At 37.6% G+C, this 16,776-nt stretch carries 15 protein-coding genes; 10 read left to right on the forward strand and 5 right to left on the reverse strand.

Annotated features, from left to right (window positions below):
• The first annotated feature begins 34 nt into the window (after nucleotides 1-34).
• The 7 genes from LEPBI_RS03730 (at nucleotide 35) to LEPBI_RS03760 (ending at nucleotide 6,535) form a co-directional block, all read left to right on the forward strand.
• Complete coding sequence (locus LEPBI_RS03730; protein WP_012387775.1) at nucleotides 35-1,159, forward strand: MlaE family ABC transporter permease; 1,125 nt, start codon at nucleotides 35-37, stop codon at nucleotides 1,157-1,159.
• Nucleotides 1,156-1,923, forward strand: a complete 768-nt coding sequence (locus LEPBI_RS03735; RefSeq protein ID WP_012387776.1) for an ABC transporter ATP-binding protein — start codon at nucleotides 1,156-1,158, stop codon at nucleotides 1,921-1,923. Before LEPBI_RS03730 ends, LEPBI_RS03735 begins: the two co-directional genes overlap by 4 nt.
• A complete protein-coding gene (locus LEPBI_RS03740; RefSeq protein WP_012387777.1) occupies nucleotides 1,920-2,867 on the forward strand; it encodes an MlaD family protein in 948 nt (315 codons plus the stop codon). Before LEPBI_RS03735 ends, LEPBI_RS03740 begins: the two co-directional genes overlap by 4 nt.
• Nucleotides 2,864-3,484, forward strand: a complete 621-nt coding sequence (locus tag LEPBI_RS03745) for an ABC-type transport auxiliary lipoprotein, LBF_0736 family (protein ID WP_012387778.1) — start codon at nucleotides 2,864-2,866, stop codon at nucleotides 3,482-3,484. Before LEPBI_RS03740 ends, LEPBI_RS03745 begins: the two co-directional genes overlap by 4 nt.
• Nucleotides 3,485-3,664: 180 nt before the next feature.
• Nucleotides 3,665-4,849, forward strand: a complete 1,185-nt coding sequence (locus LEPBI_RS03750; protein ID WP_012387779.1) for a sterol desaturase family protein — start codon at nucleotides 3,665-3,667, stop codon at nucleotides 4,847-4,849.
• Between the two features lie 15 nt (nucleotides 4,850-4,864).
• Nucleotides 4,865-5,287 carry a VOC family protein gene (locus tag LEPBI_RS03755; RefSeq protein ID WP_012387780.1) on the forward strand — a complete coding sequence of 141 codons (423 nt, stop codon included), beginning with the start codon at nucleotides 4,865-4,867 and terminating at the stop codon, nucleotides 5,285-5,287.
• Between the two features lie 3 nt (nucleotides 5,288-5,290).
• Nucleotides 5,291-6,535, forward strand: coding sequence for an aminoacetone oxidase family FAD-binding enzyme (locus tag LEPBI_RS03760; RefSeq protein WP_012387781.1), 1,245 nt, complete (start codon nucleotides 5,291-5,293; stop codon nucleotides 6,533-6,535).
• Here the strand turns inward: LEPBI_RS03760 and pyk are convergent.
• Nucleotides 6,528-7,964, reverse strand: coding sequence for a pyruvate kinase (gene pyk / locus LEPBI_RS03765; RefSeq protein ID WP_012387782.1), 1,437 nt, complete (start codon nucleotides 7,962-7,964; stop codon nucleotides 6,528-6,530). The genes LEPBI_RS03760 and pyk overlap by 8 nt on opposite strands.
• 91 nt (nucleotides 7,965-8,055) lie before the next feature.
• On the opposite strand from pyk, the gene LEPBI_RS03770 reads away from it, so the two are divergent.
• From LEPBI_RS03770 to LEPBI_RS03780, 3 genes are read left to right on the forward strand one after another with little or no spacing between them, the layout of a single operon-like run.
• The gene (locus LEPBI_RS03770; RefSeq protein ID WP_012387783.1) at nucleotides 8,056-8,955 is read left to right on the forward strand and encodes a histone deacetylase family protein; all 900 of its coding nucleotides are present in this window, start codon (nucleotides 8,056-8,058) and stop codon (nucleotides 8,953-8,955) included.
• Nucleotides 8,955-9,770, forward strand: coding sequence for a hypothetical protein (locus tag LEPBI_RS03775; RefSeq protein ID WP_012387784.1), 816 nt, complete (start codon nucleotides 8,955-8,957; stop codon nucleotides 9,768-9,770). Before LEPBI_RS03770 ends, LEPBI_RS03775 begins: the two co-directional genes overlap by 1 nt.
• A gap of 28 nt (nucleotides 9,771-9,798) precedes the next feature.
• The gene (locus tag LEPBI_RS03780) at nucleotides 9,799-10,911 is read left to right on the forward strand and encodes a SpoIIE family protein phosphatase (protein ID WP_012387785.1); all 1,113 of its coding nucleotides are present in this window, start codon (nucleotides 9,799-9,801) and stop codon (nucleotides 10,909-10,911) included.
• On the opposite strand, the gene LEPBI_RS03785 is transcribed toward LEPBI_RS03780, so the two are convergent.
• The 4 genes from LEPBI_RS03785 to LEPBI_RS03800 form a co-directional block, all read right to left on the reverse strand.
• The gene (locus LEPBI_RS03785; RefSeq protein ID WP_012387786.1) at nucleotides 10,868-12,484 is read right to left on the reverse strand and encodes a hypothetical protein; all 1,617 of its coding nucleotides are present in this window, start codon (nucleotides 12,482-12,484) and stop codon (nucleotides 10,868-10,870) included. The genes LEPBI_RS03780 and LEPBI_RS03785 overlap by 44 nt on opposite strands.
• Nucleotides 12,481-14,160 (reverse strand): hypothetical protein, encoded by a 1,680-nt coding sequence (locus LEPBI_RS03790; protein WP_012387787.1) that lies wholly within the window; start codon nucleotides 14,158-14,160, stop codon nucleotides 12,481-12,483. The genes LEPBI_RS03785 and LEPBI_RS03790 overlap by 4 nt, the downstream gene beginning before the upstream one ends.
• Nucleotides 14,161-14,336: 176 nt before the next feature.
• The gene (locus LEPBI_RS03795; protein ID WP_012387788.1) at nucleotides 14,337-14,801 is read right to left on the reverse strand and encodes a putative lipoprotein; all 465 of its coding nucleotides are present in this window, start codon (nucleotides 14,799-14,801) and stop codon (nucleotides 14,337-14,339) included.
• 69 nt (nucleotides 14,802-14,870) lie between these two features.
• Entirely contained in the window at nucleotides 14,871-16,757 is a 1,887-nt protein-coding gene (locus LEPBI_RS03800; RefSeq protein WP_012387789.1) for a glycoside hydrolase family 36 protein, read from the reverse strand.
• Nucleotides 16,758-16,776: the final 19 nt, after the last annotated feature.

Here is a 16,776-nt window from a genome sequence, read left to right on the forward strand (position 1 = left end):
AACCTTCGTTCTGAATTAGTTTTACGTTTGAAACGTGGAATCTGACCAAAGACAATCTTCATTTTTGTGGGAAGGTAATACCTTAGAAATCCACTTACCTGAAATTTTTAATACAAAGGAAGTTTCTAAGGATTGGGTAATCTTTTTTGAACTCATCGGAAAAAACTCTCCAAGAAACATCATCATTTTCGCAAATCAATTAAAAGAAACAGACACTTCTGGTATTTCTTTTTTGAAATTAATCAGAACAGAATGTGAATCTAGAAACATTCATTTCGTCTTACGTGAGTTAAATGATAAGTTTCAATACCGTCTCAATATCACAAATGATGATAGCAAAAAATACAATGAACAGTTGGCGGTCTCCCTTAGAAAATCCGAACAAATTGGAAAACTCACGATCGATTCCTTGTTGGAATTCAAATACCTAATCACGTTTACAGGCGAACTCACCGTTTCTTTCTGGCGTTCCTTTTTGCACCCTTCGAAAATCAGGTGGAAGGATAGTTTTAGAGTCGCTGAGTCAATGGGCGTCAATGCCTTTCCCATTATTGCCATGATTGGATTTTTACTTGGCCTCATCATGTCCTTTCAGTCTGCAATCCCTATGAGGCGATTTGGGGCTGAGATCTTTGTTGCCAATCTTGTAGGACTTTCTTTGTTTCGGGAACTTGGTCCGCTCATGACGGCTTTCATTCTTTCCGGTAGGTCTGGATCTTCGTTTGCAGCGGAACTTGGAACCATGAAGGTTTCCGAAGAAATTGATGCACTTACCACGATGGGACTACCTCCTGTACAATTTCTCATCATTCCGAGGCTTGTGGCTTCCCTCATTGTCACACCCCTTCTTACCATCGTATTCAATTTATTTGGTCTCATTGGTGGCGCCGTTGTCCTTGTCAGTTTTGGATTTCCACTCATTACATTTGTGAACCAAGTGAACATTGCCGTGGGACTTTCCGATATATTAGGAGGACTTCTCAAATCTTATTTTTTTGGAATGATCATCGCATCCATCGGTTGTTACCGAGGTTTAAAAACCGCTTCGGGAGCGGGTGCTGTGGGGGAATCAACAACTTCTGCCGTTGTTGGTTCCATTATCTTGGTTTCTATCTTAGATGGGATTTTTTCCGTCTTATTTTTTTATCTACGCATATGAAAGACAAACCGATCATTCGAGTCGAACACCTAACAACCGGATATGGTCACACTGTGATCATGGAAGATATATCCTTTGAAGTAAACAAAGGAGAAATCTTTGGAATCCTTGGTGGCTCCGGTTGTGGAAAATCAACAGTCTTAAAGAATATGATTGGGTTAACCAAACCATTCAGTGGTCGAATTTGGATTGATGATGATGACATTGTATTAGCAGAAGGCAAACAAAAAGTTAAGATTTGGAATCGAATCGGTGTGATGTACCAACAAAGTGCTTTGTTTGGATCAATGACCTTACTTGAGAATGTTCGCTTACCCTTGGAAGAATTTACAAATCTTCCCATTCCCATTATGAATGAAATCGTCATGACAAAATTAAAAATGGTTGGTCTTTTTCCTTTTGCGCATCTTGCGCCCGCTGAACTTTCCGGAGGAATGAGAAAAAGAGCAGCCATTGCACGTGCGATGGCGATGGACCCAGAAATTATATTTTTAGATGAGCCAAGTGCAGGACTTGATCCGATCACAAGTGTGGAACTGGATCATTTGATCATTCGTTTGTCGAGAACCTTAGGTGTTACGTTTGTCATCGTCACGCATGAACTTCCATCGGTATTTACGATGGCCGACCGAGTGATCATGTTAGACAAATCCAAAAAAGGAATCATCGCAGATGGAAAACCAAAAGACCTGAAAGAGAAATCAAAAGATCCATTTGTAAGGCAATTTTTCAATCGAATCCCACAGGAGAGTGCTCCCTTATGAACCAATCCAGTAAAATCTATTTTAAAGTTGGTGTCTTTGTACTAATCAGTTTTTTTACTTTGATCCTTTTTCTGATCGTTTTTACGGCAGGGAATATTTTCCAAAGGTCAGTGAGTTTGGAAACCTACTTTGATGAATCTGTGCAAGGACTAGACATAGGGTCTCCTGTCAAACACCGAGGTGTCAAAGTGGGAACCGTCCAAGAAATCACCTTTGTTCAAAATGAATATGCAGACAAACTAAACGATGATACGGCACTTCGTTATGGAAGGTATGTTCTCATCAAAATGTCGGTACCGGATTTTGTGAAAGGTGTTTATGGAAATAACCTGAAAAAAACGGTAGAAAGGATGATTAAAAGTGGATTAAGGGTTAGGCTCGCATCACAAGGGTTAACCGGAACTGCTTATTTGGAAGTGGATTACCTCAATCCAGAAAAAAACCCACCTTTATCAATCGAATGGGAGCCAAAAACGGTTTATATCCCATCCGCGCCCAGTACCATTTCAAGATTTACTGCCTCGGTAGATAAGTTTTTTGAAAAGGTAGAAAAAGCAGATGTGGATAAAATCCTCTTTGGTGTTGGTGATTTGATCAAAAATTTAAACCAAACCATCTTAGATGCAAGGTTAGGTGATCTCTCCAGAGAAGCCACTTCCTTACTTGTTGATTTAAGGAAAACCAATGGTGAAGTGAAGGCATTGATTGCAAGTCCTGAAACACAGAACTTACCGAAAAAATTGGACCAATCGGTCGCCCAATTACAAACCACTCTTAAACGATTGGATACTCTCCTTGCCTCGAACCAAGGTGATATCACAACTTCGATAGAAAATCTGAGAATTGCATCGGAAGACTTAAAAGAAGTCACAGCCAATGCAAAAAAATACCCATCTCAGTTCCTATTTGGAGATGCTCCAAACAAGTCTAAACTTTGGAAATGACCTCGATGAAATTTACCGATCGAATTTTAATACTGATTACAATGAGTGTTTTGTTCACACAATGTTTTGGCGTGAGTAAAACCTTCCCTGAAAAACGATTTTTTTTAATTGAAACGAATGAAACCAAACAATTGTTTTCTCCGCCAAAACCTCGCACATTTTTCGTCAGAAAAGTTTTTATCTCTCCTCGGTTTGAAGGAAAAGAATTTGTTTATCGTAAAGACAATGTAGTTTATGAATCTGATTTTTATAATGGATTTTTTATTCCGCCATCTCATAATTTCAAAGAAGAACTTTCTAAATCACTGATTCGCTCTGGGAATTTTGAATGGGATGCAAACCTACACACTAGAGTGGGTGTGACTCATTATATCGAACTCAATTTATCGCAATTGTATGGTGATTTCCGATCCAAGGAACCAAAAGCAGTCATCGAATTTGAAGTAGTTGTATTCGAAGATAAAGACAGTATCTCATCTCCAGTGTTTCGAAAAACATTCAAACAAAATGTCATCATCGAAAAAAAGGATGCGGAAGCTCTTGTGATAGGATGGAACTCTGCCTTGAGTCAATCATTCTCTGAAATGAATTTGGAATTAAGCAAACAATTGAAGTGATTGTGTCGTTCGTTATTGTTTCACTTGTTCTTTTTTAAATTTCAATAACGAACAAGTTTAGATTTTAAATTGTTCATGATTTGGTTTCCATAAATTTTTTAGTCCCAATCAAAAACATAGGAAAGATACTTGCTTTCCTATTATGATTCCTATCGATATAAAAATCTTTAAGGTAAGTTTATGAGACTGATAGAATCCATTGTTCCTTTTTATTTCCTTTTGATGCTCATTGAGATTCTTTACACTCGATTCAAAAAAAAAGATTATTACTTTTATGAAGACTCACTTGCTGATTTGAGTTTGGGAGTATTGAGTCGGATCTTTGACGGCCTAATTTTATTAGGAATCGTTTATCTTTATTCCAAATTGTATCAATTCTCCATTGGTGCGGAAACACTCGACCACTACTTTCTTGGGACTTCTTCCTTTTTGCATTGGGTGGTTTTATTTGTTCTTTTGGATTTTTTATTTTATGTAGCCCATCGGTATAGCCATGAAATCAAAATCCTTTGGGCATCTCATGTTGTGCACCATTCGAGTGAAGAGTTCAATTTGTCGGTTGCATTAAGGCAATCATTCATACGCAATATTGGGATTGGAATGTTTTATCTGCCACTGGCTTTATTGGGTTTTCCCGTGGAGTCCTATCTCATCATTGATGCCCTGAACCGAACCTACCAATTTTGGGTTCACACTCGTACCATCAAAAAACTTCCTAACTGGTTTGAAGCTGTGTTTGTCACACCGTCACACCATCGAGTGCACCATGCGATGAATCCAGAATACATCGATAAAAACTATGGTGGAGTCTTTATCATATGGGATAAACTCTTTGGCACCTTTTGTGAGGAAAAATTTGAACCAAGGTATGGACTCACAACTCAATTGCATCATTATGATCCAATCCAAGCGAACATTCATGTATTAAAAGATTTGTTTTCCGATTTATTAACAACTAAAAAGAAATGGCAAGGGATTGTTTCGTTTTTCTCCTATCCTTCTGTGCGCCCTGATGATTTACAAATCGCAGAGGATCGTGGGGTGCGCGATCCTAAAGTTTGGCTCTCCCACCACCGTTTGGAATTAACCAATAAAGTATACCAACCCGTTCACCGATTGGCATCAGGTCAGTTCCTTTACCGAGTGACTCTTTTCTTTCAGTTTATGTTCCCAACCGTAATGACTTTGTATTTTTTAAAGCGGATGCATTTCTATGGTTTGGCTGAAGTGTGTTCCGTTTTTGTTTTACTTGTGTTTTCTTTTTATTCCTTAGGAAATTTACTCGAAGGGAAAAAAGAATGGCTTTCGGTCGAAATTCCTAAGTATTTCTCTTGGCTATTTCTCTTGGTGTATTTTTTTACATAATAGAGCCATTCACTAATGAAATATTTACACACAATGATTCGTGTTCAAAATTTGGAGAAAGCCCTCCATTTTTTTGTCGATGTTTTGGGATTACAAGTTTCTCGGAAGAAAGATTACCCAGAAGGTAAATTTACCCTCGTATTTTTGTCTACAGGGGAAGAGAATGCTTCCGAAATCGAACTCACATATAACTGGGATCAGGCGGAAGCATATACTGTTGGGCGAAATTTTGGACATTTGGCATACGAAGTAGATGATATTTACGATTTTTGCGAAAAAATCCAATCCATGGGAGTAGTGATCAGTAGGCCACCTAGGGATGGTCGCATGGCATTTGTTAGGTCACCAGATTCTATTTCCATCGAATTATTACAAAAAGGGAATCCTTTGCCACCGAAAGAACCTTGGGTTTCCATGCCAAATACTGGGGAGTGGTAAGTTTTGGGGAAAAAACCCAAAATTGCGGTGATAGGAGCGGGTGCTTCGGGGTGTTTTGCGGCTTTGCAGATTTATGAATCACTTGCGGGGAAGGCATCCATTCAAATATTCGAACGATCAAAAGAACCTTTGGTAAAACTTCGTGTTTCAGGTGGAGGCAGGTGTAATGTCACTCACCAACTATTCGAACCAGAACTTTTATCCCTTCGTTACCCCCGTGGCCAAAAAGAATTACGTTGGGCCTTCGAACGTTTCCAACCAAAAGATACCATTGCTTGGTTTGCCAAACGAGGTGTGGCACTCAAAGCCGAACCTGATGGTAGGATGTTTCCCATCACAGACAAATCAGAGACCATCATCAACTGTTTTTTAGATGAATTAAAATCCAATCAAATTCCAATCCACTTCGAACAAGGGTTAGTTGGGATTTACCAATTAGAGAACCAAATAGAATCCTTCCGATTATTGTGGGAAGGAGGTAGGGAAGAGTTTTTTGATATCGTCGTGATGGCCACCGGATCCAATCGAAAGGTGTGGACGATTTTGGAAAAGTTAGGTCATAGCATCATTGACCCAGTACCTTCTTTATTCACTTTGACGTTAGAAAATACCGATCTTATGGAATTAACAGGACTTGTGGTTCCCAATGCGGAAATTCGAATTTTACCAAAAGGAAAAACCCAAAATGGTCCGATCCTTATCACCCACTGGGGACTGAGTGGGCCTTGTGCGCTCCGGCTTTCCGCATGGGAGGCTCGCACTTTGTTTGAAGCCAACTATAAAGTGGATTTATCTCTCAACTGGGTTGGTGGTGAGTCCGCACCGAGTGTGGAAGACTTCTATTTCAAAAAAAAGGAAACCAATCCGAGCGATAAAGTATCCCAAGATCCCAATTGGAAATTACCTTCTCGTTTTTTTGATTGGATACTCAAAGAATCAAATCTGCAGGCAAACAAACGTTATTCTGATTTGAGTAAGTCAGAGATTCGAATTTTATCTTTAAATTTAACCCAAAAAAAATTACAAATGGTAGCAAAGGGTGTGTTCAAAGAAGAATTTGTGACAGCAGGTGGAGTGAATCGAAAGGAAATCCAATTCCAAACCATGGAAAGTAAACTTTGCAAAAGATTATTTTTTGTGGGTGAGGTGATCGATGTGGATGGGATTACCGGTGGTTTTAATTTTCAAAACGCTTGGACGACAAGTGTGATTGCCGCCCAAGGAATTCGTAAAACACTTGTTATTTGATTTTGTGAATCTGTATGAAATCTACCGTTTGCGCCACTGATCCAGGTGCACCTGACAGAATCACAACCGTATCTCCCGATTTTAATTTCCCTTCCGATTTTAACGTTTTACTCATAAATGCGATCATGTCTGGAAACTTATCCATCATCGGCATCACATAGGATTCCACTCCCCAAAACAATTGCATCTTCCTTGCAGTTCCCAAAAAAGGAGTGAACGAATAAATAGGATTGAGCGGACGAAATTCCGATGAAAGTAAGGACGAATAACCTGACCTTGTGAAGTTGATGATTGCCTTTGCATGAATGGATCTGGAGATCGATTCAGCAGCACTACCGAGAGCCGTTCGTTCCACTTCAAATTCAGTGCGGTTCATACTACGTAAATGAGATAAATAAATTTCCGATTCTTCTGCCGCTTGGATGATGCTCGTCATTGTTTTCACAGTTTCCACTGGGTATTTACCAGATGCAGTTTCTCCAGATAACATCACCGCATCAGTTCCATCCATTACTGCATTTGCCACATCACTTGCCTCGGCCCTTGTGGGACGAGGGTTGTCAATCATTGTCTCTAACATCTGTGTGGCGGTGATGACTGGTTTTCCTCTTTGGTTTAGTTTTGTGATCATTTCTTTTTGGATGATCGGTACATACTGTGTATCAAGTTCCACACCTAAATCACCTCTCGCGATCATGATTCCATCGCAGTGATCAATGATTTCTTCGATATTTTGGATGGCTTCAGGTCGTTCTATTTTGGCGATAAGGCCTGCATAACTATCTTTCATAAATTGACGTGCCATCTCTAAATCATTTGCTCGTCTAACAAATGATAGGGCAATGTAATCCACTCCAAGAGAGAGTGCAAATTGTAAGTCTTCAATGTCTTTTTCAGAAAGTGCTGGGGCAGATATGGGAGTCCCTGGTAAGTTAATCCCTTTATTGTCTTTCAAAACCCCACCAATGACAGTTTCTAAAATTGCTTTTTCTTTCGATTTGGATTTTACAACAAAGGCCAGTTTTCCATCGTCGATGAGAATTTTATGCCCAACATCGATATCATTTAAAATGTATTGGTAGGTACATCCAATCTCATCCCTGTTCCCTAAAAAATCTCCTTTGTTATTGATGGCGATTTGGTCCCCTGCTTTTAGTTCGATGGTACCTGCTCCGAGTTTGCCTGTGCGGATTTTGGGGCCTTGTAAATCAGCCAAAATCCCAATTGATTTTCCGGATTCCTGTTCACATTCCCGTAACAATTCAAAAATCTCTTTGTGGTATTCGTGAGTGGAATGAGAAAAGTTCATACGAGCGAGGTCCATACCAGCATAAATTAAATTGAGAATTGTCTCTCGATTTGCTGAAGCAGGTCCAATGGTACAAATAATTTTCGTGCGTTTTTTGGGGATTTTTAGGTCTTCCAGCATAGACCCTAAACTTGGCTTTTTTGTTTTTTCCTGCAAGTAATTTGTATGGATTGAATTGACTTGTGTCATTTTTCGCAAAAATATCAATTTAATGGCATCAAATGCACTCGCTCTCATTTACCATTCTTCGTACAACCTCGAATTACCTGGTCATGTTTTCCCTGCTCATAAGTATTCCCATCTTTATAACCGTGTCAAACGGGATCCAGTGTATGCATCTTGGGATATTCTTTTACCCAAAAAAGTTGATGATGCTGATTTAGAGTTAGTTCACACAAAAGAATATTTGGATGATCTTTTTAGTTACGAACACACACCAAGGACTATGTATTCCGAACTTCCATTAAATCGAAGTATTGTGGAAAGTTTTATGTATGGTGTGGGTGGGACAGTCCTTGCAAGTGAACTTTCCGACAAACACCAATTTGCTTTTAATATGGGTGGTGGATACCATCATAGTTTTCCTGACAGAGCAGAGGGATTTTGTTATTTAAATGACGTTGCCATTGCGGTTAAGAAACAAAAAGAAACAAAGCCGGATATCAATGCACTCATCATTGACCTAGATTTACACCAAGGCAATGGCAATTCGTATATTTTTCAATATGATGACAAAGTTTTCACATTTTCGATGCACCAAGGGAACCTTTACCCCAAGAAAGAAATATCTAACTTAGATGTGAATTTAGAACCCAATACCAAAGATGATGAATACCTTTCGATCCTAGAAACTTCTTTAAACCAAATACGAAAGGATTTTGATTCCAATATCATTTATTATGTTGCAGGTGCCGATCCATATGAAGATGATTCACTTGGAGAACTAAAAATATCCATGAAAGGTTTAAAAGAAAGAGATTTGATGGTTAGAAAATTTGCTGAATCATTAAACATCCCTTGTGTTGTCACCTTGGCGGGTGGATATGCAAGAGACTTTCGTGATACAGTTGAAATTCACTTTAACACAATCACAGCTTTTGGTGAAAAATAATGGGAGTATTTTCTTCAACAGACAAAAAGAAAAACCAGAGCGATTGGTTGAGTCTGGACGATTTGTCTTTGGTTGATGTATCAAAAGAATTAAATACCTCCTTAAACATGGAACCAAAACTTTTCAATCGGTTTACTCATTATGAAGTAGAACAGTTGTTAGTTAGTTCGGGAATGATTTCCGCTGTGGAAAAACGCGGATTTCACAATCCGATTATCGAACTAGAAATTCTCAACGACTTTGATAATCGCATTTATATCAAAACAGAATCTAAAAAAATTTTAGTCCATACTCGCCTCAAAGTATCTCAGTTCCAATTGAAAGGTGACGATGAACAGTTTCCTATGATTTATATCGATTGGTTACTCACACAAAACATCAATTTTGAACCAGGTGATCTCAAAAAAGAATTGTACTTTGGACAAGAATACCCTGGCTTAAATGTTTTGAATGAGTTCACAGATTTCATTCGAGTGCTCTCAAAACGATTGGGTACTTCTGGTGCTTTTAATGTGCCAGAATACTTCCATGATGCCGTTTTATTTTCCAGAAAGTTTCGTTTCATTGATCCAGAAAAAGAGGGTACATTTCGTGCGCTTGTTCGAAATTTTCGTGGGACAAATCTCCGAAGTTTATCTTCACAAATCCATCAAAACAGAGTTCAGTATGAAAATGGAGAACTGTATGAATGGAAATATGGGGAGATGATTTCTTGCACCGATCCCTATTTAGAGAAAAAAGTCTTCCATGAAGCGTATTTTCGCCGAGTGGATGAAGTAAAAGAAAAACTAAAATTCCAATTGGTCTCAAAATAAGCTTCTGAAACTCCGATAATCATCGTAGATGTCCGAGTATTCTTTTAAACCTGAAATTCTCATCATAGATGATGATACCGAAATCTGTGAAACTTTAGAATTGATCGTGAATGGGTTAGGATACTTTGTCCGGTATTTCACTAATCCATTACAAGGATTGGAATACTTCGAAAGGGAAAAAAATCCCATCGTGTTTCTGGATGTAAACATGCCTCAAACTTCTGGATTGGAAGTTTTACCAAAAATCAAAGCAATCGATTCCAAAACACAAGTACTCATGATGACAGGAGAACACGACATCCAAACAGTTGTCTCTTCTTTGTATCATAGGGCATCCGATTTTATTTTAAAACCATTCCATACAAAATCCATTGAGGCGGCCATTTCTAGAGCATTTGAGTATTATAATTTTCTAAAAGATAAAGAGTCAATGGATGAGTCGATCAAACGAGACCTTCGTCTTGCCGCAAAAATCCAATCCAAAACGATGAATTTACCTACTTTAAAGTATAAAATTCACTCTGAAATCAAACCAGTCAGCTTTGTCTCTGGAGATTTTTTCCAAGTGATCCCACTCGATGTTGACAGAACATTGATCCTAATGGGTGATATTGAAGGCCATGGTGTGACTTCTGGACTCATTGCGATACTGATGACAACCATTCATAAGGAACTTGCAAGAACGACAACAGTTGCCCCATCTGAGTTGTTGTCTCGATTGAATCGAGAATTATGTAATGAAATTGGAACTCATAGTATGACAGCGATTAGTATCGTAGTGAATCATACTGAAAAAAAAATTACTTATGCAAGGGGTGGACATCCTTTCCCAATTGTATTCCCAAAAGACAGTCGAGCACCTATGATCTTACAAGACCAATCGGGACAAATTTTAGGAATCCTGAAAGATATGGAGTTTGCAGAAAACCAAATCCAAGTGGATTCTCGAGATATTCTATTTTTGTATTCGGACGGACTCCTTGCCTCAAGCACTCATCCACTTGTACAATCGTTAGTGCAATTGCCCGCAGGAGAGAATCGATTTGACGCGATGAAAGCAGAAATCTCCAATTATATCCAATATTTGGAATCTTCTTCTAAAGCATCGGATGACATATCTTATTTGCTTCTAGAGATTTAAGATACAAAACATTTGTTTTTGTTGCTTCCGTTAGAAATACATTCAGATTTTCTTTTGATTTGAATGTTCCTTTTAAAAAACCATCTTTCCATTGCTTTCGATGTTGCTTCATAGATTCAATTAGGAATTTTTTTTCTGGGAAATCACATAACTGTTTGGTGATGTATTCCCCCTTAAAAAATAAAAAATCACCTTTAGCGAAAAACTTTTTATCTTCTTTCGGTAAACTTTTGATGAAAAATTCATTCTCATTTGCATAAGTAAAGATTGATTTTTTTGTGATCTCCCAAAGCAATTCATCTTTCGGATTGGTTTTGTTAAGTTGTATTGCTGATACAATGACAAGTGTTGTTCCAAACATTAGGAGTGGAATCCATTCCCAAACAATACGAGCCTCATGTTTCCAATATAAAAATGCCAAAAAGGTGATGGGTAACCAGTAAAATCCCATTAAATCCCAGTCAGCTGGAAATCCTAATTGTGGATTATGGAAAAAACCATGTAGGAAAAATGCCAAAATTACAACTAACATCAGTTTGTGAAAAGGATTGTTGATGAACAGTTTCCACTTTTCTTTTTGAAATGTAAACTGGTAGAGTAAGTAGAATGCGGACAAAAAAACATTCCAAAAAAGAACGGAAAGTATCTCTTTAAAATGGTTGGCGGATATCCATCGTTTGAATGGATAAAATGGCGGGTGGATGAGGTGAGTGCTATTATGATCCACTGTCGGGTCATGGAAGGCACTAAAGTATACAAACCAAGGCAATAGTATCATTGATCCAAGTAGCGTACAAAAAACCAGATGTTTGATCTTTTTTTCTTTTGGAGAATGATATATCCACAAATAAACCAATACAATTACTAAATAACCAGATACTAAATGGAATAACATCGACAAGGCGACAAGTGCCGTGCTTCCATACAAAAGAAAGTCATTTTCTTCTGGTCTGTTTGTATATCTATATAAAAATAAATACAAACTTAAGTGAGTTGCTGTGACTAATGTATAATTTTCAGCATATCCAAATCCAAGTAAAATCCCACCCGAAGAAAGAAGAAAAAGTATCGATACGTCTTTTGATTGTTTTTTACCTATAGACAAAAAAACAAATAAAAAGAAAACACCGGCTACATATGATAGAATCGAATAGGAAAGAACTGGATCTTCGGGGAATTGAAAAGAGGATAAAACATGGGTGAGTTGGCTATGTAGGATACTTTCCAAAATTTCATCTAAGGTAAATTGGAATCCAAAGAGTTTTGTTTCTAATAGATTGGTTTCTAATAATAAAAGTCCATCCCCCCAACTCCGATTGAGGATGGGAAAACATAACATAAACAAAAAGTAAAAACTCGCGATGATCCAATTGGAAGGTAAATAATTTTGAAACGAGTGTTCTAAAAAAGAATGTTTCGTTTTGAAATAAAGTAAGAAGGACTGGAACAATACAAATAGTATCAAAATGGCAAAATAAGTGACTTCATCCCCTGGGAAAAACCAAGGTTTGGTGGGAAGCCATAACGAAAAACCGACAAAGAGATAGGGTAGGTAAAGTGTTAAGTATTTCATTGGGATTCTATTTCGTAATATTCTTCTGGAATTTCTTCAGCTGTTAAAAATGGAAAATGACCTTTTCTGATATTAAAGAAAAAAAGCTCAGGAAGGCTATAAAATATAGATTCTGTTCCTTTTCCAAAATCCTTCCCTTTGTCCATAGGTGACTTCAAAACTCCAATCCCCGTATAACCGAGTCCCCAGATGGCATTTGCCAATCCAAAAATGGGACGACTCCAAACACTCTCTTCTGTAAAAAATAAAAACGAATGATCCATTGGATTTTGAGAATAGATTTTGGAAGTGGGAACAAAACGTTCGGTTATATTTTTTTCTGTCCAGTCTTTGATTTGGTTTCGTTTTAGATTTCTATACGATGGATAAAATTTATAATTTTTTTTGTCAGACCTTAAGTCAATTTTTAAAGCCGCAACCGAAGGAATAAAATTCAAACCAAACACGTTATTTGTCAGCGGAGTCCAAAAGATTTCATCACCAATTTTCCCATTAGGGAACATTAAATTAAGATAATGGAATAATTCATTCGTACAGTTTTGTAAAACTAAATGGTATGAATATAAGTCTTGGATATTTTTTGTATATGTTTTCCATTGTTTTTCTCTGTTAGCGGTTTCATCTTTTGATCCAGATTGGATGTTGGGATTGATGTTCCAAGGATAAGGATTTTTTCCTTCCAAATTGAATTCAACTCCTTCTGTAAAAGATTTCCCTTCGATAAAACTTTGGTAACGAGACAAAAAAGATTCCCAATTATAAAAATGAATCGGATGGTAACCTTTTCCAAATTCTTTTCGTTTTTCAATCAAGATTTGATCGTATTCTTTTTGTTTGGTGTTTAGAATGGATACAGGTATCTCGGTAAACTCCAAATAGGAAAAACCTGTGAAGTTTTTTTTCGGAAATACAATTTGTCCTTCTTCAATGGATTTTTGTAGATAGAGGATACGTAAGAGAAGAGTCATCTCTTCCCAATCCTTACAATCATTTTCTAAAATGCATAATTTCAACTCGGATACAAGTTTAGAACGGTAGTGTTTCCAAAGTTTCACTTCGTCTAACGTGAGAGAAAATTGTTTCCCTTCTAATTTTACAAATGCCTGATCATACAAAAGGACTGGGTTTACTAAAAACTGACGCACAAAATACTTTCGCTCGTTTTGGATGAGTCTGTTCGTATCGGTTTCTATGTTTGCGATGAGGCGAAGGGGGGAACTCGTATCGGGCAAAGTAGTGACATTTATTCGATCAACTTCAGTAGGACCATTAAACAAACGGTTTATGTCATTTTTGATCGAAATAAAATCTTTTTTTTGAAAGGAAAAAAGTTTTGGGATTGGTGAGTTTGGATCTTCGATTTTTATGAAATATCCAAACCCAGTAATGTTATTTTGAAAATATTCTTTAGTTTTCTCTTGATTGGTCCATTCCCAATCTTCTTCTAAATTTTTTTGGTTTTGGATGTGTGTCTCCTGTACCAAATACAATTCATTCCATTTTTGGCGTAATGTTTGTTTGGCGGATTCTGAAAGATTCCATTCATAAAATTCAATATTTCGATTTTCAATCACACCATACTGGAAACGAAAGTTATCCCAAGCTTCGCGAACAATGTGGAAAATTTTGTCTTCAAAAGAAAATTGTAAATGATAAACACGGTCGCCGAGGAGCAAAGCGGAATGTCCCCCACTGGATTGGCCAGAGTTGGAATCGATGTATAAAAATCCATAACGGTTTTGTTTCTTTGGAATGGGAGAAGATAATATGGGAAAAAGGAAATTGAGAAGGAAAAATAAAATGAAAAATATAATGACGAGGGCGGAAGGTTTCCGCCCAAAAAACTTGTGAATTATAAATTGTAACCTTTTGATACGAGTTTTGCGACAACTACATTTTGTTTTGCCACATCTTCTGTTACTAACTTCATTTCAGAAGGAGAAAGATTTGCTTGTTTTAAACCTTGTCCAATGGCAATGTAAGTGGAAGGATTGGATTTCCAAGCAACAACTCCATGTTTTTTAGCAATCAGAGCCAGTTGGTTTTCCAATTCTTGTTTTTGGTTTTCATAACGAATTTGTAAAGTTACACTTGCTATGATGTCTTCTTTGTATTCGTTCATTGCTTTTTCTTTTTCTTCTTCTGAAATAGAAGAGATACTTTTCGAAATCGATTTGACCAATGCAGATGTAGAATCGGAAACCGATACACCTAAACGGCTCGCACTACCGGAAGCGGAATCTAAAATAGAACAATTGTTAACTGATGTGAACAATGCCAAAGCAGAAATCAATGTGAAAACTTTTATGGAACGCATAAAAAACCTCTTACGTCGAATTGCAAAAATTCTAAGTTTATTTTGAAAACCGTCAATGAATTTTCTTTCTTAAACAGAAACCACAACAGAACCAAATGCAGGCAAAGTGGTTTCAAATCCACCGTCAACAGGATGTAAATCCACTCGTGTGCCAGTCCAAAAATCCAAAAATGGGGCTTTGGTTTTAACACCTGGAGGTAATGTGAATTTTACAATTTTTTCTTCTTCTGTTGGATTCCAAATTCCTAAATACCCACCTGGGTTGTAGAGTGCGAGTGGGAATTCATTCTCAAAAATTCCAATGGGGATCGGAGTGTAGGCTTGGCATTCTCTATTCAATTGGAAGGCTTTTTTTAAGAGATCCAAACGATCCATCTCTAATTTTGTCAAATCATCCGAGACCAGTAACATACCACCTGACACTGCCATGACGGAAGCCATCAGTTTCGTTTGTGCTTCGTTCATTTTGTTCTTTTTTTTGCGGACGAGTAAACAATCCGGATCATTGAGCCACAAATGTCTGTGCATCGAAGACCTAGTGATATCATTGATGAGAGCTTTTTTGGTACAAAGTGCATTTCGATCTTTAAGTAAGATTCGTATTCTTTCTGGATTCCAAAATGGAGCCACATCACAAGAAATTCTCATTCCATCAAAAAATCCAATCGATGGTAACATAGGAGCACCACATCCTAATAGGAATGTATTTTTCCCAACGATTTTTCGGATGAGTTCCAATGCATTTTGGTAACGAGCTTGGGGCGATAAAGTTTTGTTATATACATCCCCTGGCAAAAGTCCTGCATACAAAAAGTCCAATTTCAAATAAGGGTAACCCCATTCTTTGACAAGTGTTGTGAATACCTTTTCTATGTAAGCTAATGCTGTCGGATGTGTGATATCGAGAGCATAGGTATAACCTCTTCCCCATAAAGGATTGTACAATGCGGGAACTGGTTTGCCATTTTGGTCTTTGAGAATGGCCTCAGGGTATTTGCGAAAGAATTCTGATTTTTTTCGGACAAGGAAAGGGGCAAGCCATATCCCGGGTTTGAGTCCAACACGTTTGATTTCATCCGCAAGGATTCGCATCCCTCCAGGGAATTTTTCATTTGGAATGAGCCAATCTCCAATTTCTTTTTGGTACCCATCATCAATTTGGAAAAATTCAAAAGGTAAATTGAGTTCTCTAACTTTCGTTAGATTGTCCAAAATGGTTTTTTGATCAATGTTTGTATAATAATAGTACCAAGAACACCAACCAGTGGGAACTTTTTTAGGTAAATTGGCGGGACCTTCTTTTTTACCAAGTTCTTCAAAGTATTTTAATAATTTAGTTTCAGGGGAACCTTTAAAAAACAAAACTTTGATTTTGGAAATATTTAGTTTTGCATTGGGACGCAAATCAGGAAGGCAATGGACATCATATATAACTTTAACGGAAGTTACATTTCCTTCATTACCAAAGACTACTTCAAACTTCGTTCCAAATTCTCCCGCTTCGAGAGGTGCATACAAAACACCATTTTGTGATTCTTTATTATAAAGAAGGGTCAGGTATTCCGAGATAAATTTTCCAACCTTCGCTTCATTCTTGGAATAAACATTCTCTTGGGAGTAGTGCAAAAAAGATAAGAGAGGAGACCTATCGGTATCAGAACTTTCCACTTTCCTTGAGATCGACCAGGATTGGTATCCATGTTGGAAGAGGCTAAACCCATTCCCTTCGGGTAGGTCTGTGAGCTCTAATTCCAGATGGTCGACAGAAAATCCGACTTCGGGACGAGTGCTCTCTCTCCAGATCAATTTAGGGCTGAGGACAGTTCCTAGTTTTGAGTCTTTTGTGGTCGTAAGTAAAAGTTCGAACTTTTTACATTCAGATTGGAAAACACCTGCTTTCACAGGGAGGAAACGGGAAATGGTGACGGAATTATGAACTCTATATTGAATTTTCATCTTGGAAAAATCTATTTGA

It is taken from the genome of Leptospira biflexa serovar Patoc strain 'Patoc 1 (Paris)' (genome assembly GCF_000017685.1).
GTDB classification, from domain to species: domain Bacteria; phylum Spirochaetota; class Leptospiria; order Leptospirales; family Leptospiraceae; genus Leptospira_A; species Leptospira_A biflexa.

Excerpts from the sequence above, each read along its gene's own strand:
- LEPBI_RS03780 (WP_012387785.1), top strand. The coding sequence starts at position 9,799 with ATGTCCGAGTATTCTTTTAAACCTGAAATTCTCATCATAGATGATGAT.
- LEPBI_RS03735 (WP_012387776.1), top strand. The coding sequence starts at position 1,156 with ATGAAAGACAAACCGATCATTCGAGTCGAACACCTAACAACCGGATAT.
- LEPBI_RS03770 (WP_012387783.1), top strand. The coding sequence starts at position 8,056 with ATGGCATCAAATGCACTCGCTCTCATTTACCATTCTTCGTACAACCTC.
- LEPBI_RS03795 (WP_012387788.1), bottom strand. The coding sequence starts at position 14,801 with ATGCGTTCCATAAAAGTTTTCACATTGATTTCTGCTTTGGCATTGTTC.
- LEPBI_RS03785 (WP_012387786.1), bottom strand. The coding sequence starts at position 12,484 with ATGAAATACTTAACACTTTACCTACCCTATCTCTTTGTCGGTTTTTCG.
- LEPBI_RS03740 (WP_012387777.1), top strand. The coding sequence starts at position 1,920 with ATGAACCAATCCAGTAAAATCTATTTTAAAGTTGGTGTCTTTGTACTA.
- pyk (WP_012387782.1), bottom strand. The coding sequence starts at position 7,964 with ATGCTGGAAGACCTAAAAATCCCCAAAAAACGCACGAAAATTATTTGT.
- LEPBI_RS03750 (WP_012387779.1), top strand. The coding sequence starts at position 3,665 with ATGAGACTGATAGAATCCATTGTTCCTTTTTATTTCCTTTTGATGCTC.
- LEPBI_RS03745 (WP_012387778.1), top strand. The coding sequence starts at position 2,864 with ATGACCTCGATGAAATTTACCGATCGAATTTTAATACTGATTACAATG.
- LEPBI_RS03775 (WP_012387784.1), top strand. The coding sequence starts at position 8,955 with ATGGGAGTATTTTCTTCAACAGACAAAAAGAAAAACCAGAGCGATTGG.
- LEPBI_RS03800 (WP_012387789.1), bottom strand. The coding sequence starts at position 16,757 with ATGAAAATTCAATATAGAGTTCATAATTCCGTCACCATTTCCCGTTTC.
- LEPBI_RS03755 (WP_012387780.1), top strand. The coding sequence starts at position 4,865 with ATGAAATATTTACACACAATGATTCGTGTTCAAAATTTGGAGAAAGCC.